Raw genomic sequence first — 16,626 nt, 5'->3', positions numbered from 1 at the left:
TCGTTTACAGGTATGAAATACGGTCAGGAGGTGCCTGACCATGCCCTGGAATCGAGAGTCCCCAATGGATCAGAGAGTGAAACTCGTAGGCGACTGGATGTCCGGCGCCTATTCCAAATGTGAGCTGGCACGGCATTACGGTGTCAGCCGGCCCACTTTGGACAAGTGGTTGGCGCGCTATGCTGAACGTGGCATCGACGGGCTCAAAGAGCTGTCCAGACGTCCGCACCACAGCCCCCATCAAATCAGTGAGCATGTCCTTGAGTTGCTGATCGCTTATAAGCGCGAGCATCCGAGTTGGGGGCCTGAGAAGTTGGTTCACAACCTTAAAAATACGCACGCGGAGCTGTCTTGGCCCGCGTTGAGCACCGCTGGCGAATGGCTCAAGCGTGCAGGTTTGGTGCAAAAACGACGTTTCCTTAATCGCCCACCGACGGGGCCTATTCCGTTACGCGAAGCCACAGAGCCCAATCAAACATGGGCGGCGGATTTCAAAGGCGACTTCGCCCTGCAATCAGGTCAGCGCTGCTTTCCTTTGACGATCTCCGATCATGTCAGTCGATTCCTCTTACTTTGTCGGGCGCAAAGCAGTGTGGCTGGGGCGCGCGAAGGATTTGACTGGGCTTTTCGAGAGTATGGGTTGCCCAATGTCATTCGCACGGATAACGGTTCACCTTTTGCCTCGACCGGCGTGTCGCGCATCTCCAGCCTAGCGGCCTGGTTCATACGCTTGGGTATCTATCCCGAGCGTATCCAGCCCGGACGCCCTGACCAGAATGGCCGCCATGAACGAATGCACCGAACCCTCAAGGCTGCGCTGCTTCAGACACCTGAGCATAATTTGGTACAGCAGCAGCTGGCGTTTGAACGGTTTCGCCACGAATACAACTACGAACGCCCTCACAAGGCCCTGGCAATGAAGGTTCCGGCGGATGTTTATGTGCCATCCAGCCGCCTCTACGACGGACGTGTGCCGGAGGTGAATTACCCTTCACAAATGCTGGTCAGAAAAGTCCGGCAAAACGGTTCAATGAAGTGGAAAGGCGGAATGGTATTTGTCAGCGAATCGCTGGTGGGTGAGGCACTAGGGCTGAAGGAGGTGGAAGATGAGGTCTGGGAAGTGTATTTGTGCAATTACCTTTTAGGTAGTTTGAAAAGCGGTGAAAACCGCCTTTCAAACCCACAAAAACGTAAAGGATGTCCCCGGTCTCGATTGTAAAGGATGTATCCGTTTCTACATCGCGAAGAGGGCAGAACAGACAAAGCAAATCCTGAGGATTAACGCCCACCACCCAGATCGACGAACGTCCCGGTCGCATAAGAAGCCTTATCCGACAACAACCACACAATCGCCTCCGCCACTTCATCCGGCCGCCCACCCCGGGCCATCGGGATTGCCGACTCCAGCTTGCTGACCCGGTCCGGATCGCCGCTCAGTGCATGGAAATCGGTGTAGATGTAACCCGGCCGCACGGCGTTGACGCGAATCCCCTCGCCCGCCACTTCCTTGGACAGACCGATGGTGAAGGTGTCCAGCGCGCCTTTGGACGCTGCGTAGTCGACATATTCGCTGGGGGCGCCCAAGCGGGCAGCGACCGACGACACGTTGACGATGCTGCCGCCCTGCCCGCCATGTTTGGGTGACATGCGCAGGATCGCGTGTTTGGCGCAGAGGATCGGCGCCAGGACGTTGGTCTTGAGAATTTTCAGAATACGGAATTCGGACATTTCGTCGATCCGCGACTTTTGTCCGACAGTGCCGGCGTTGTTCACCAGCGCCGTGACCCGACCGAGTTCGGTGTCTACGCGGTGGAAAAGGCCGATCACCTCGTCTTCGATGCTGACATCGGCGCGCACTGCAATGGCTTGGGCGCCGAGTGCGCGGACTTGTTCCAGCACACTGTGCGCCGCCTGTTCGTCGGACTGATAGTTGATACAGATCCGATAGCCCTGCTCTGCGGCCAACAGGGCCGTGGCGGCGCCAATTCCGCGGCTGCCGCCGGTGATGACGATGACTTTGTCCATGCTGGCATTCCCCCGTTTCAAGCGTAAGCAGTCGGGGCCAAGAATAACCGCCATTGCGCGGTTTTGCATGGGTTGTGTGGCGGCTGTTCAGACGCCTTCGCGGGCAAGCCTCGCTCCTACGGATTGATGGTGATCTGTAGGAGCGAGGCTTGCCCGCGAAGAACGATAACGCGGTCCCTCAGCCAGCCGCCAATTGCTCCCCTCGGTGAATATCGGCCATGAAGCGATCGGCCGGCAGCGGATGCCCCAGCAGGTAACCCTGCAGCGAGTCGCAGCCCAACTGGGTCAGGAAGTCTTGCTGGACACCGGTTTCAACCCCTTCGGCGACAATCCGCAAGCCCAGGGCCTGGCCGAGGGCGACGATGGCCGAGACGATGGCCGCGTCGTCGCTGTCATGTTCCAGATCGCGGACGAAACCCCGGTCGATCTTCAATTCATTGGCCGGCAGGCGCTTGAGGTACATCAAGCTCGAATAGCCGGTACCAAAGTCATCGATAGACAGGTCGACGCCCATCTCCGAGAGTTCCTGCAGCACCGTCATGCTCGCGTCGGCATCGCTCATGGCGGTGGTTTCGGTGATTTCCAGGGTCAGGCTGTTGGCCGGAAGATGATGAGTGGCCAGGGCCTTGGCGACGCTCTGGACCAACCCGGCATGGCAGAACTGCAAGGCCGAGAGGTTCACCGCGATGCGCCAGTCGGTGTAACCGAGCACGTACCACTCGCGCATCTGACGGCAGGCTTCATTGAGCACCCACTCGCCGATCGGAATGATCAGCCCGGTCTTCTCCGCAAGATCGATGAAGCTGTCCGGCTGAAGCATGCCTTGGGTCGGGTGTTCCCAGCGCAGCAACGCCTCGGCACCCACCGGTCGGCCATGGCCGGCGTCGAACTTGGGCTGGTAATAGAGGCTGAATTGCTGCTGATCCAGGGCGTTGCGCAAGTCCTGAAGCAATTGCAGCTGTTTGCGCGCGTTGCTGTTCATCGAGGCGTCGAAGAAGCTGTGGCCGTTTTTCCCGGCGCCCTTGGCGTGGTACATCGCCGCGTCGGCGTTCATCAGCAACTCCTCGGCGGTCTGACCGTTGCCCGGATAGAGCGCGATGCCGACGCTGGCGGAAATCTGCAAGTCATGTTCCGCGACCCGGAACGAGCGCGCGATCAGCCCCACCTGTCGCGCCGCCAGGTTCAGCGCGTCATTGGGCTCGGCGAGTTGCACCAGCAACACAAACTCATCGCCGCCGATCCGCGCCAGGGTGTCCTGGCTACGCAAATCTTCACGCAAGCGCAGGCCGACCTCACGCAGCAACTGGTCGCCCATGTGGTGCCCAAAAGCATCGTTGACCGGTTTGAAACCATCCAGATCAATGAACATCAACGCAAAACAGCCACCCTGCTCCTGCACCCTCGACATCGCCTGATCGATACGGTCGGCCAGCAACACACGGTTTGGCAGCCCGGTCAGGGTGTCGTGCAGCGCCAATTGGGTGAGTTCGCGATTGGCCTCGGTCAGCGAGTGAGCCAGATCCGCGGTGCGAGCCTCCAGGCGTGCATCGAGGATCGAGGTCAGCAAGGCAATGCTCAATACGGCAAGGGTGGTGATCAGAACAAGATTGTCCAGGCCCTCGCCGTTCAGGCCATCGGCCGCCGCGCCACAGAAACTGCCGTCGGCAAAGCGTGCCGCGGCCATGCCGGTGTAGTGCATGCCGACGATGGCGATGCCCATGATCACCGCAGCACCGCCGCGGATCAGGCGAACATAAGGCGCGTGCCGACGCAGGCGGAAAGCGATCCACAATGCCGCGCCCGACGCGACGACGGCGATCAGCAATGAGGCGCTAAACAGTGCAGGGTCGTAATCGATACCCGGCTGCATGCGCATGGCGGCCATGCCGGTGTAATGCATCGCACTGATGCCAGCGCCCATCACCAGCGCACCGAACGCCAGTTGCCAGGCCGGCAGTTGTGGCTGGCTGACCAGCCACAGAGCAAAACCGCAGGACAGGACCGCAATCAATAGGGACAGCGCGGTAAGGGAAACGTCATAGCCCAGGTCGATCGGCAATGTGAATGCGAGCATGCCGATGAAATGCATCGACCACACGCCAACCCCCATTGCAAAAGCGCCGCCCGCCGTCCACAGATGCACCGCCCGGCCTGTGGCCGTGGCGATGCGGCCGGTGAGGTCGAGCGCGGTATAAGAGGCAAGTATCGCCACACAAAGCGATATGAAAACCAGCGTAAGGGAATAACTACCAATGAGCATGGGACTTCTCGCGACCGCCCCCGCCGTGGTGCATTCATTCTCGGGGAGCAAAGTCGGCGATTGTACTGATTCCGCGGACGAACGCACTCACAAAGTCATCAAAAGGCCATCAAGGTGACGGTAACTCAAGGCACGTGACCTGTAGGAGCGAGGCTTGCCCGCGAAGAACGATGACGCGTAATACCTGAAAAACCGCGGCGCATTCTTCGCGGGCAAGCCTCGCTCCTACAGGATCTTCTTCGCTCGGTTTTATTGACTTGTGTTATTGCTTGTCGCTCACCTGAAGCTGCCCGTCCCACCCGCCGCCCAGTGCGGCGATCAATTGCACGCTGGCGATCAAGCGGCTCTGCAGCAAGCTCAGCACGTTGCGCTCATTGCTCAATGCCGTGGCCTGAACCACCACCACATCCAGATAGGCAATCAGCCCGGCCCGGTATTGATTGCGGGTCAAACGCAAGGACTCGCGCGCCGCCTCCAGGGCTTCCTGACGCACCTTGGCTTCGTCTTCCAGCACCTTGAGCTGCACCAGATAGTTTTCCACTTCACGGAAGCCGTCGAGCACGGTCTGACGGTATTTAGCGACGGTTTCGTCATAGGCCGCTTCGCTGCGATCGACTTCCGCCGAGCGCTGCCCACCGTCGAACAGGGTCATGGCCAGTTGCGGGCCGACTGACCAGAAGCGGTTCGGCACGCTGATCCAGTTGTTAGAGGTGCTGCTGCTATAACCGCCGTTCAGGCTCAGGGTCAGGTCTGGGTAGTAGGCGGCTTTGGCCACGCCGATATTGGCGTTGGCGGCCATCACCGAGCGCTCGGCGGAGGCGATGTCCGGGCGGCGTTCCAGCAACTGCGAAGGCAGGCTCAACGGCACCTGCGGCAATGCCGGGATGTCTTTGGTTTCAGCCAGCCTGAACTCGGCCGGCGGCAGGCCAATCAGTACAGCGATGGCGTTCTCGAACTGCGCGCGCTGCCAGATCAGGTCGACCATCTCTGCCTGAGTGCTTTTGAGCTGTGTGGTGGCCTGGGCCACTGCGTCCTTGCCGGAGACACCGGCGCGGTACTGGTTTTCGGTCATGGTCAGCGAGCGCTGATAAGCCTCGACCGTCGCTTCCAGCAGGCGTTTCTGTTCGTCGATCACCCGTAGTTGCAGATAGTTCTGCACCAGCTCCGATTGTTGGCTCAGGCGCATCGCCGCCAGGTCGGCAAAACTCGCCTCGGCGTTGGCGGTGTCAGCTTCCAGGCCTCGGCGCAATTTGCCCCAGACGTCCGCTTCCCAGCTGACCCCGGCCTGCGCGGTGTAGGTGTCGCGAATACCGCTGGAAGAACTGCTCAGGCTCGAACTGCTGCTACCGGTGCCCTGGCTGGAACGGGTTTTCCCCACGGTCAGGTCCACCGTCGGGAAAAACGCCCCCCGGGCGCTGCGCACCAATGCCTGGGCCTGGCGGTACTGGGCTTCGGACTGAGCGACAGTCTGGTTGGCGCTGTTGAGTTTTTCGATCAGGCCGTTGAGCTGCTGATCGCCATACAGCTCCCACCAGGCACCACGGGCCAGAGAATCGCTGGGATTGGCCTGACGCCAGCCAGCCGCTTCCTTGTACTGTGCCGGCGCGGCGGCTTGCGGGCGCTGGTAATCCGGGCCGATGGCGCAGGCACTGAGCATCGCCACGCACAGCGACAGGCTCAGCAAACGCGAACCTCGGGCCGTGATCAGCGGTGCAGCCAGGTTGATAAGCGAACGGTCAGTCATAGCGGAGTTTCCAGAGCAGCATCGGTACGCACCCCACGCCAGCGGTTAAACCGATGGCGCAGATTGTCGAGATAGAGGTAAACCACCGGGGTGGTGTAAAGCGTCAGCACCTGGCTGAAGACCAGCCCGCCGATGATGGTCAGGCCCAGCGGCTGACGCATTTCAGCCCCTTCGGCACGGCTCAGCAACAACGGCAAGGCGCCAAGAATTGCCGCCAGGGTGGTCATCAGAATCGGTCGCAGCCGTTGCAGACAAGCGCTGCGGATCGATTCCAGCGGCTCCAGGCCCTGGTGCCGTTCCAGTTGCAGTGCCAGATCGATCATCAGAATCGCGTTCTTCTTCACCACGCCAATCAGCAGGAACAGCCCGAGCAAGGAGATCAGGCTGAACTCGCCGCCCAGCACATAGATCGACAGCAACGCTCCGACCCCGGCCGACGGCAAGGTCGAGAGAATGGTCAGCGGGTGGATGTAGCTTTCATACAGCACGCCCAACACCAGATATACCGCCACCAGCGCGCCGAGAATCATCCACGGCTGGCTCTTCTGGGTCGCGGCGAACGCATCGGCGGTGCCGGCCATTTTCGCGATGACGTCTTCCGGCAAACCAACCTTGGCAATCGCCCGCTCAATCGCCGCCGAGCCCTGCTCCACCGTCACGCCTTCGGCCATGTCGAACGCGATACTTTCCGAAGCGAACTGGCCTTCGTGGCTGACCCGGTCGTCTTCCAGGCTGTTTTCATAGTGCGCGATGGTGGACAACGGAATCCGCGCACCATCGGCTGTGATCACCTGCACCTGCTTGAGCGTGATCGGGTCCTGGGCGTATTTCGGGTTGACCTCCATCACCACCTGATACTGGTTGAGGCTGTCGTAGATCGTCGAAATCTGCCGCTGGCTGTAGGCGTTGTTCAACACCGAAGTGACCATGTCCATGTCCACGCCCAGACGCTTGGCCTGATCGCGATCGACGATCAGGGTCACTTGCTGGGCGCCACGGCCTTCGCGTGCGTCGATCGCCGTCAGTTCCGGCAGCGTCTTGAGGGCGGTGACGACTTTCGGATACCACTCGCGCAACGCGCCGAGATCGCCGCTTTGCAGGATGTAGGAATATTGCGAGGAGGTTTGCTCGCGGCCGCCGCCAAATTGCAGGTCCTGATCTGCCATCAGCATCAATTGCGCACCCGGCACCTTGGGCATTTCCTTGCGCAGGCGTTCGATGACTTTTTGCGCGGACAGGTTGCGTTCCTTGATCGGCTTGAGCCGCACCAGCATGAAGGCGTTGTTGGTGCCGTTGCTGCCACCGATGAACCCGGCGACACTTTGCACCGCCTCGTCCTTGAGTACGGCGCGGCGGAAGATTTCCATCTTCGGCTGCATCACGCTGAACGACAGCCCGTCATCGCCACGCACGAAACCGATCAACTGACCGGTGTCTTGCTGAGGCAAGAAGGTTTTAGGAACAACGACATACAGCGCGATGTTCACGCCAATCGTCACGAACAGGCTGAGCAGTGTCAGCCTACGGTGACGCAATACCCAGTCAAGGCTGGTGGCGTATTTGCCGACCATCCACTCGTTGGTCCGCTGGCTCCAGCGCTGCAGGCGGTTTTCCTGCCCCGGCGTGTGCGGCTTGAGCCAGCGCGCGCAGAGCATCGGCGTCAGCGTCAGCGACACCAGCAACGACACCACAATGGCCGCCGCGAGGGTGATGGAAAACTCGCGGAACAGGCTTTCGATGATCCCGCCCATGAACAGGATCGACAGGAACACCGCCACCAGCGAGACGTTCATCGACAGCAGCGTGAAGCCGACTTCCTGGGCCCCGAGGTAGGCCGCCTTCATCGGCGGCACGCCCTTGTCGATGTGCCGGGAAATGTTCTCCAGCACCACGATGGCGTCGTCCACCACCAGCCCGGTGGCCAGGATCAGCGCCATCAACGACAGGTTGTTCAGGGAGAACCCGTAGAGGTACATCACCGCAAATGTGCCCACCAGCGACACCGGCACCGCCAGGGTCGGAATCAGCGAGGCACGCAAGTTACCGAGGAACAGGAACACCACCAGAATCACCAGCGCCACCGCAATCAGCAGGGTCATTTCCGCTTCATGCAGGGTGGCCTTGATCACCGGCGAACGGTCCATCGCCAGGTTCAGCTTGACGCTGGCTGGCAGCACAGCCTGCAGCGCCGGCAATTGCGCCTTGATCTCGCTGACCGTCTCGATGATGTTGGCGCCAGCCTGGCGGTTGATCACCAGCAACACCGCCGCGTCGTCGTTGAAGAACCCGCTGTTGTAGCGGTCCTCGACGCCGTCGCTGACCTTGGCCACATCCTTCAGGCGCAGGGCCGCGCCGTCCGCGTAGTGAATGATCAGCGACTCGTAATCCTTGGCCTTTTCCAGCTGATCGTTGGCCTGCACCTGCCACAGCCGCTGGCCGTCTTCGACCGAGCCCTTGGGCCGGCGCACGTTGGCATTGGCGATGGTGGTGCGCACATCGTCCAGGGCCACGCCGTACTGGTTGAGCGCCTGGGGTTCGAGTTCGATGCGCACCGCCGGCAACGAGCTGCCACCGATCTGCACTTCCCCCACGCCCTGCACCTGGGACAGGCTCTGGGACAGGATCGTCGAGGCGAGGTCGTAGAGTTGGCCTTTTTCCAGCACATCCGAGGTCAGCGACAGCACCATGATCGGCGCCTGGGACGGGTTGACCTTCTTGTAGGTCGGCATGCTGCGCATCCCGCTCGGCAGCAGGTTGCGCGAGGCGTTGATCGCCGCCTGCACTTCCCGCGCCGCGCCGTTGATGTCGCGGTCCAGGTCAAATTGCAGAATCACTCGCGTCGAACCCTGGCTGGAACGACTGCTCATGGTGTTGACCCCGGCGATGGCGCCGAATGAGCGTTCAAGCGGCGTGGCCACGGTCGAAGCCATGACCTCCGGGCTCGCACCGGGCAGGCTCGCCTGGACCACGATCACCGGGAAGTCCATCTGCGGCAGCGGCGATACCGGCAACAGGCCGAAGCTCACGCCGCCCAGCAGCATGATCGCCAGGCTCAACAACATCGTTGCGACCGGGCGCTTGATAAAAGGTCCGGACAGGTTCATGGCTGTTCTACCGGTTCCACAGACTCGGACTTACTTCCCCAGCGCCGCCCGAGGCGATCGAAGTACAAGTAGATGACAGGCGTGGTAAACAGCGTCAGCACCTGACTCACCAGCAAGCCACCGACCATCACCAGACCCAAAGGCTGGCGCAGTTCCGCGCCGGAACCGGTGGCCAGCATCAATGGCACCGCACCGAACAATGCTGCCAGGGTGGTCATCAGAATCGGCCGGAAGCGCAGAAGCGCGGCCTGATAGATCGCCGTTTCCGGGTCCATGCCCTGATTGCGTTCCGCCTCGAGGGCGAAGTCGATCATCATGATCGCGTTCTTTTTCACGATACCGATCAGCAGGATGATGCCGATGATCGCGATCATCCCCAGGTCATTGCCGCTCAACAGCAACGCCAGCAAGGCGCCGACCGCCGCCGAGGGCAAGGTCGAGAGAATGGTGATCGGGTGAATGTAGCTCTCGTAGAGCACGCCAAGCACGATGTACATGGTCACCACCGCCGCCAGAATCAGCAGCAAGGTACTCGACAGCGACGCCTGGAACGCTTCGGCCGCGCCCTGGAACTGGGTCTGCACGCCAATCGGCATGCCAATGTCTTTCTGCACCTGATCGATGATCTCCACCGCATGCCCCAGTGCCACGCCGGGCGCCAGGTTGAAGGACATCATCACCGCCGGAAACTGGCCGATGTGAGTGATCGCCAGTTGCGCCTGACGTTCCTCGACATGCGCCAGGCTGGACAGGCGCACCTGCCCGCCATCAGTGGTCTTGACGTGAATCTGGTTCAGCGCATCCGGGCCGATTTTCTCGCCGGACTGCGACTGCAATACCACGCGGTATTGGCTGGCCTGGGTGTAAATGGTGGAAATCTGCCGCTGACCGAAAGCGTCGTACAGCGCGTCGGTGATGTTCGACACCGATACGCCGAGCCGCGATGCCGCATCACGGTCGATCACCAGATACACCTGCAAGCCCTTGTCCTGCAAGTCGCTGGCAACATCAGTCAGCTCCGGCCGTTGGGCCAGGGCTTCCACCAGACGCCCGCTCCACAGGCTGAGCAACTCGGAATCCGGCGACGACATGCTGAACTGGTACTGCGTGCGGCTGACCCGATCTTCGATGGTCAGGTCCTGCACCGGCTGCATGAACAGGCGAATGCCGATCAGCTTGTCCAGTTCCGGTTGCAGACGCGCAATCACTTCGGTGGCACTCAGGTCGCGATGGCTGTGGGATTTGAGGTTGATCAGCAGCCGGCCACTGTTCAGCGTCGAGTTGTCGCCATCGACCCCGATGTAGGACGACAGGCTCTCGACCGCCGGATCGGCGAGGATCACCTTGGCCAGTTCCTGCTGACGCTCGCTCATCGCCGCGAAGGAAATCGACTGCGGCGCCTCGGAAATACCCTGGATCACCCCGGTGTCCTGCACCGGGAAGAAGCCCTTAGGCACCACCATGTACAGGAACACGGTCAACGCCAGCGTGCCGATGGCCACCATCAGTGTCAGCGGCTGGTGCTTGAGAACCCACTTTAACTTGCGCCCGTAAGCCGCGATCATCCAATCAATTGCGGCGCCACTGGAGCGGTAGAACCGGCCCTGTTCTGCTTCCTTGGGCTCACGCTTGAGCAGCCGCGCGCACATCATTGGCGTCAGGGTCAGGGACACCACGAGTGAAATCAGAATCGCCACTGCCAACGTGATCGCGAACTCGCGGAACAAGCGCCCCACCACGTCGGCCATGAACAGCAGCGGAATCAGTACCGCAATCAGCGACAGGGTCAGGGAAATCAGGGTGAAGCCAATCTGCTTGGCGCCCTTGAGGGCCGCTTGCAGCGGGCTGTCGCCCTCCTCGATGAAGCGGGAAATGTTCTCCAGCATCACGATCGCATCGTCCACCACGAAACCGGTGGCGATGGTCAGCGCCATCAGAGTCAGGTTATTGACCGAAAAGCCGGCGAGGTACATCACGCCGAAGGTGCCGATCAACGACAGCGGCACGGCCACCGATGGAATGATCGTGGCGCTGGCCCGCCGCAGGAACAGGAATGTGACCATCACCACCAGCGCGATGGCGATCAGCAGTTCATGTTGCACGTCGGTGACCGAGGCGCGGATGGTCTGGGTACGGTCGGTCAACACGGTGACTTCAAGGCCGGCCGGCAGGTTGTCGGTGATGCTCGGCAGCAAGGCCTTGATTCGGTCGACCACTTCGATCACGTTGGCGCCGGGCTGGCGCTGGATGTTCAGCAGCACGGCCTGGTTTTCATTGGCCCATGCCGCCAGACGCTCGTTCTCGGCTCCATCGACAATTTCTGCCACATCCTTGAGCCGCAACGGCGCGCCGTTGCTGTAGGCGAGGATCAGGTTGGCGTAGTCCTTGGGTGACGTCAGTTGGTCGTTGGCGTCGAGCATCGACACCCGGGTCGGGCCATCGAAGTTGCCCTTGGGCTGATTGACGTTGGAGGCGCCAATCAGGGTGCGCACATCCGACAGGTTCAGGCCGTTGGCCGCCAGAGCCTCCGGGTTGACCTTGATCCGCACCGCCTGACGCTGGCCACCGGCAATGCTGACCATGCCAACACCGCTGATCTGGGCAATTTTCTGCGCCATGCGGGTGTCGACCAGATCATTGAGTTTGGGCAACAGCATCGTTTTGGAGGTGATGGCCAGGGTCAGCACCGGGGTGTCCGCCGGGTTGACCTTGTTGTACACCGGCGGTGCCGGCAAATCCTTGGGCAGCAAGTTGGTCGCGGCGTTGATCGCGGCCTGCACCTGCTGCTCGGCGACGTCCATGTTGATGTCGAGGCTGAACCGCAGGGTCAGCACCGAGGCGCCGCCGGAACTGGTGGATGCCATTTGGGTCAGCCCGGGCATCTGCCCGAACTGACGCTCCAGCGGCGCCGTCACGGCGCTGGTCATGACATCCGGGCTGGCGCCGGGATAGAGCGTCATGACGCGAATGGTCGGGTAATCCACCTGGGGCAATGCCGACACCGGCAGCAGCCGATAAGCGATCACACCGGCCAGAATAATGGCCAGCATACTCAGGGTCGTGGCGACCGGGCGAAGGATGAACAGCCGCGAGATGTTCATGCGCCGCCCTTTTTCACCTTGTCGGTGGTCGCGGGTTCAGTCGCATCGGCCGCCGACTTGCCTTGCAGGTGCTCGGTCGGGGTGGTCGGCACATCCTTGCTGTCGTTGACGACCTCCACTTCGCTGCCTTCTTTCAGGCGGTCGGTGCCTTCCAGCACCACCCGATCACCAGCGGCCAGGCCCTCGGTAATCACCGTGTTGTCACCGTCACTGGCGCCGACTTTCAACGGGCGGATGGTGACCTTCTTGTCGCCATCCATGGCATAGACGAACGTGCCGTTGGTGCCGAACTGGATCGCCGCCGAAGGCGCAAGCACCACGCCTTTGAGGGTGTCGGCCAGCAAGTGGACGTTGACGAATTGATTAGGGAACAGCGCTTGATCGCGATTCTCGTAGCGGGCCTTGAATTTCAGGGTGCCGGTGGTGACGTCGATCTGGTTGTCCAGGCTCTGCAACACCCCAGTGGCCTGCAATTTGGTATCGCCACGGTCCCAGGCTTCGGCGGGCAGTTTGGCGCCGGTGCGATAGCGGGCCAGCACGACGTCGAGGCTGTTTTCCGGCAGAGTGAAGGCAACGCTGATCGGTTGAGTCTGGGTGATGATCGCCAGTGCCGTGGTGTCATTGGCCGCAACAAGGTTACCGACGTCCAGTTGACGCAAGCCCACACGCCCGGCGATCGGCGCGCGAATTTTAGTGAATTCCAGATTGAGCTTGGCGTCATTGACCGCCGCCTGATTGGTCTTGACCGTGCCCAGGTACTGGCCGACCAAGGCTTCGGCGGTGTCCAGGGTTTGCTTGGCGATGCTGTCTTCGCGGTACAGGCCGCGATAGCGCTCGACATCGACTTGGGCATTCTTCAGTTGTGCCTGATTCTGCAGCAAGGTGCCTTCAGCCTGGAGCAAGGCGTTCTGGTAAGGACGCGGATCGATCTCGGCCAGCAGGTCGCCCGCCTTGACCATTTGCCCTTCTTCGAACGAAATCTTGATCAGTTCGCCGCCCACCCGGCTGCGCACATTGATGGTGTTCAGCGCGGTCACGGTGCCCAGCGCCTTGTAATACAGCGGGAAATCGCCTTTGACCGCTGGCGCCACGCGCACCGGGACCGGACCGGACGCCCCGCCGAACCCCGGACGCATCCCTCCCGACCGGCCGGTGTGTCCGGCAACGGCTTTCTGCCCTGCGCCCTCCTTCGGGCTGCTGCCTGCGGGCCAGAACTTCCAGCACAGGCCAGCGATGACCAACAGGACAAGCAGGCCAAACAGCCAGCGACGGGGATTACGGGAAGAGGAAGATTGCATTGAGTGATCAACCATTGGGCGCGTGGGCTTTTTTACATGAGGCTGAACGATAAGCACTGGCGGGTCTGAAGCAAAGCGCCTTTACCGGCAATTTACCTTCGGCTTACGTAACAGAAGATTTATCTAAGACACTGAAGCACAAATGAAAACGGCCTGGACAGGGCCAGGCCGTTAACAATTGTAAAACTTCGCTTATTTCAGAACGGCGAGCGCTGCGTCGTAGTTCGGTTCTTGACCGATTTCGCTGACCAGTTCGCTGTGCAGAACCTTGTCATTTTCGTCCAGCACCACAACGGCACGGGCGGTCAGGCCTTTGAGTGGGCCATCGGCAATCGCCACGCCGTAGTTCTCGATGAACTCGGCACCGCGCAGGGTCGACAGGTTTTGCACGTTTTCCAGACCTTCGGCACCGCAGAAACGAGCCTGGGCGAACGGCAGGTCAGCGGAGATGCACAGCACGACGGTGTTGGCGACGTCGTTGGCCTGGGCGTTGAACTTGCGAACCGAAGTGGCGCAGGTCGGGGTGTCGATGCTTGGGAAGATGTTCAGCACTTTGCGCTTGCCGGCGAAATCCTTCAGGGAAACATCCGACAGATTGCCGGCAACCAGGGAAAAGGCTGGCGCCTGGGAGCCGGCTTGTGGCAATTGGCCGTTGACTTGAACCGGGTTGCCTTTAAGAGTGACTTGAGCCATGAACGGAGTCCTTCTGAACGTTGGTGTAGAGAATTTTGACGAGGCCGAAGTTAACCACGAAATGGTCTGGCGACCTATGCCCAATACAAAGCAAATTGTGTTGCCGAACCTCACAAACAACACAACCCTCTGTAGGAGCGAGGCTTGCCCGCGAAGAGGGACTGTCAGTTGCATCAATGTTGCCTGACACACCGCCTTCGCGGGCAAGCCTCGCTCCTACAGATAGATGTCAGCCCAGCAAACGCAACATATTGCGATGCCGCGCTTGAAAAATCCGCCGCATGTAGGCATTGACCACCAGCCACTCCAACGGCGCGCCACCAATGGCCGCATAGGTCACACGGTCGGTGTACAGCGTACCGCCCTCACCCGCCGCCACCCGATGTTCATGACGAAAGGCAGCCATTGGCCCCTCGAGCATTTCATCGATGAAATGGTGCTCTCCCACCTCGCGGATCACCACCGTCCAGCTCGACGGGATCAAGTTGAACATCCAGTGCCGAAAGCGAAACTGGCGACCGGCTTCGATGCGCAGGTTACTCAAATCGATCTCGCTCAACAGCGTGACTCGCTCTGGAAAGATCTTCGGGAAGTTCACGCCTTCCAGACAGAAGTCGAGGACTTGCTCGGGGGTACGATTGGGGATCAGGGTGGTGAGTTCCAGTACAGGCATAGACCGTAACATTTCCTTTGTTTGGCGGGATGGCTGATTGGGCAGCCGTGTTAACACGACACCGTGCTAGGGCTTTGCTTGAGCAACGGTCATTTCGGGGTATTCGTTTCGGTCTCTGAACATGATGTAAAGCGGGTCCAGGCCAGACGCTGGCGGGAAGACAACGACGTAGTCATCGAAACGAATCGCGGCCATGTCGTTGAAAGCCTCCAGCAAGGGCACAGGTGAAGACCGGAGGAATCCCAGCCGATACTCGGGGGCTGGCGCCAGGGTCGATGTGGCGTCAAGGGGCGCAGGCTCGCTCCAGCTCACAATTGCCGGGGCCGGCCCGTCAGCGGTAAAACAATAGGTCTTCATCTGCTCATTCCAGACAGCAGCTCGCACCCTCACCCTGGAGGACAATACGTTGCCATTAGTCGGCGTAATGGCCACCTGTAGCAACGTGTTTATTTCTCTCAGGCCTTGGGACATCGTCCTTGGTGGAACGGCGTACGTGCCGCTGCTCATCCTGAACGGAAGATCGACTTCGGCCCCCGTCGCGGCCAAGTCTTGCCAGTCCTGGCCCTCGATCGGCAGCAACTCGAGCAGCGGAACGCTGAGCCCATACCTTCCCACTTCGGCCCGGCTGGTGAATTCGAATTGCAGCACGGCTGCGTATTGACCTTGATGGTCCTGGGCTCCCGAGGTGATCTGCCAGGTAAACTCCGCCACCGCCGAGCGTATGGCTTTTTGCAGTGCTACCCGATGGGTCTCCAGGGGTTGCGAAAGGCCGCCATCGAGGAAAATACCCGGTCGCGCATTGGCAAAGGCAAGCGGCGCAAAAAGCAGCTCGCCCGCCTGGGTAGGCCCTGCTCCCTGTTGATAACGCTGATCAACGAGTTGTGTTTGCGCGACTGCCAGCAGCGCTTCAGCATCCACTTGAAAACGATGGAGACGTTGATTGATTTCATTCAACTTCGCCAGATAACGGTCGTGAGTGGCATTGATCTGCTGGGCGATACTTTGCCACTGCGCGAGTTCGGACCGGGCGTAGGATAGCTCGCGCCGGGCGCTGTCTCTTTTGAACCCGATGCTCATTTTCCAGAATTCGTATCGGCGGGCTGCCAGGCGCGCTTGAAATTCAGAAGTCTCCAGAGCACGGATGTCCGCCTCGCGCCCACGGATGTCCACTAGGGCGTTCTGGCGCTGACGCAGGTGTTTGATTCGTTGCTCGAATACACTGAGTGCCGCTTCTGCCGCCCGTTCTGAGTCCGCCAGATCTACAGCGACTTTCTGTACGTCAGCCAGGTTCCGGGCGATACGTTGCTGCGTCATCTGCGCCAGGGTCAACGGTGCTCCCGGTCTTGCAGCAACCGGACGAGGAACAGGAACACCCTCCCCTTTGAATGCGGCACGCCCCTGTTTGTGGTGCCAGTCTTTGACGTAGTACACGACCGAGCCCGATGAATAAGTGTTCGTATCGTCCTCTGGCGGATAAAACAGCAGGTCTGCCCCTTTGGGATCACCGACGATGCGGTCGAAATGATTGATCAGTCGGTCGTGGTCCTGTTTCGGCAGATCGACGGCCCAGATTCTGTTCACCAAGGCCTGGAATTCCGATTCGGTGTAATCCTTGAGTGTTGTTTTAAGTTCCATCTTTATTGCTTCCTTGTTTCCGGCACACAACGGCTGCCAGATAACAGCATCTGCTCATGTGTGAGGAGCAGATGCCTTTGAATTGGATGCGTG

10 protein-coding genes are annotated in these 16,626 nt (G+C 60.4%); 1 reads left to right on the top strand and 9 read right to left on the bottom strand.

Annotation, left to right across the window (positions count from 1 at the left end; translation table 11 throughout):
• Positions 1 to 40 precede the first annotated feature (40 nt).
• Entirely contained in the window at positions 41 to 1,219 is a 1,179-nt protein-coding gene (locus tag KW837_RS04920; RefSeq protein ID WP_218394722.1) for an integrase core domain-containing protein, read from the top strand.
• Between the two features lie 59 nt (positions 1,220 to 1,278).
• Here KW837_RS04920 and KW837_RS04915 read toward each other — a convergent pair whose 3' ends face one another.
• The 9 genes from KW837_RS04915 to KW837_RS04875 all read right to left on the bottom strand — a co-directional run bounded on the left by KW837_RS04915 (position 1,279) and on the right by KW837_RS04875 (position 16,533).
• The gene (locus tag KW837_RS04915) at positions 1,279 to 2,025 is read right to left on the bottom strand and encodes an SDR family oxidoreductase (protein ID WP_008069154.1); all 747 of its coding nucleotides are present in this window, start codon (positions 2,023 to 2,025) and stop codon (positions 1,279 to 1,281) included.
• Positions 2,026 to 2,203: 178 nt separating this feature from the next.
• A complete protein-coding gene (locus tag KW837_RS04910; RefSeq protein ID WP_192342888.1) occupies positions 2,204 to 4,285 on the bottom strand; it encodes a bifunctional diguanylate cyclase/phosphodiesterase in 2,082 nt (693 codons plus the stop codon).
• Positions 4,286 to 4,547: 262 nt separating this feature from the next.
• On the bottom strand, positions 4,548 to 6,029 hold the full coding sequence (locus KW837_RS04905) for an efflux transporter outer membrane subunit (protein WP_218394721.1): 1,482 nt from the start codon (positions 6,027 to 6,029) through the stop codon (positions 4,548 to 4,550).
• Positions 6,026 to 9,133: an efflux RND transporter permease subunit gene (locus KW837_RS04900; RefSeq protein WP_218394720.1), complete on the bottom strand. Its 3,108-nt coding sequence runs from the start codon at positions 9,131 to 9,133 to the stop codon at positions 6,026 to 6,028. Before KW837_RS04900 ends, KW837_RS04905 begins: the two co-directional genes overlap by 4 nt.
• Positions 9,130 to 12,234, bottom strand: coding sequence for an MdtB/MuxB family multidrug efflux RND transporter permease subunit (locus tag KW837_RS04895; RefSeq protein WP_218394719.1), 3,105 nt, complete (start codon positions 12,232 to 12,234; stop codon positions 9,130 to 9,132). The genes KW837_RS04900 and KW837_RS04895 overlap by 4 nt, the downstream gene beginning before the upstream one ends.
• Positions 12,231 to 13,547: an MdtA/MuxA family multidrug efflux RND transporter periplasmic adaptor subunit gene (locus KW837_RS04890; RefSeq protein WP_218394718.1), complete on the bottom strand. Its 1,317-nt coding sequence runs from the start codon at positions 13,545 to 13,547 to the stop codon at positions 12,231 to 12,233. The genes KW837_RS04895 and KW837_RS04890 overlap by 4 nt, the downstream gene beginning before the upstream one ends.
• 177 nt (positions 13,548 to 13,724) lie before the next feature.
• The gene (gene tpx / locus KW837_RS04885; protein WP_192342883.1) at positions 13,725 to 14,225 is read right to left on the bottom strand and encodes a thiol peroxidase; all 501 of its coding nucleotides are present in this window, start codon (positions 14,223 to 14,225) and stop codon (positions 13,725 to 13,727) included.
• Positions 14,226 to 14,454: 229 nt separating this feature from the next.
• Positions 14,455 to 14,898: a polyketide cyclase gene (locus tag KW837_RS04880; protein WP_218394717.1), complete on the bottom strand. Its 444-nt coding sequence runs from the start codon at positions 14,896 to 14,898 to the stop codon at positions 14,455 to 14,457.
• Positions 14,899 to 14,964: 66 nt separating this feature from the next.
• Positions 14,965 to 16,533: a bacteriocin immunity protein gene (locus tag KW837_RS04875; RefSeq protein ID WP_218394716.1), complete on the bottom strand. Its 1,569-nt coding sequence runs from the start codon at positions 16,531 to 16,533 to the stop codon at positions 14,965 to 14,967.
• Positions 16,534 to 16,626: the final 93 nt, after the last annotated feature.

Origin of the sequence: Pseudomonas sp. PDM24, assembly GCF_019218905.1 — a bacterium.
GTDB lineage: Bacteria > Pseudomonadota > Gammaproteobacteria > Pseudomonadales > Pseudomonadaceae > Aquipseudomonas.
The sequence above is the reverse complement of the archived record's forward strand: the minus strand, read 5'-3'. Positions and strand labels throughout refer to the sequence as shown.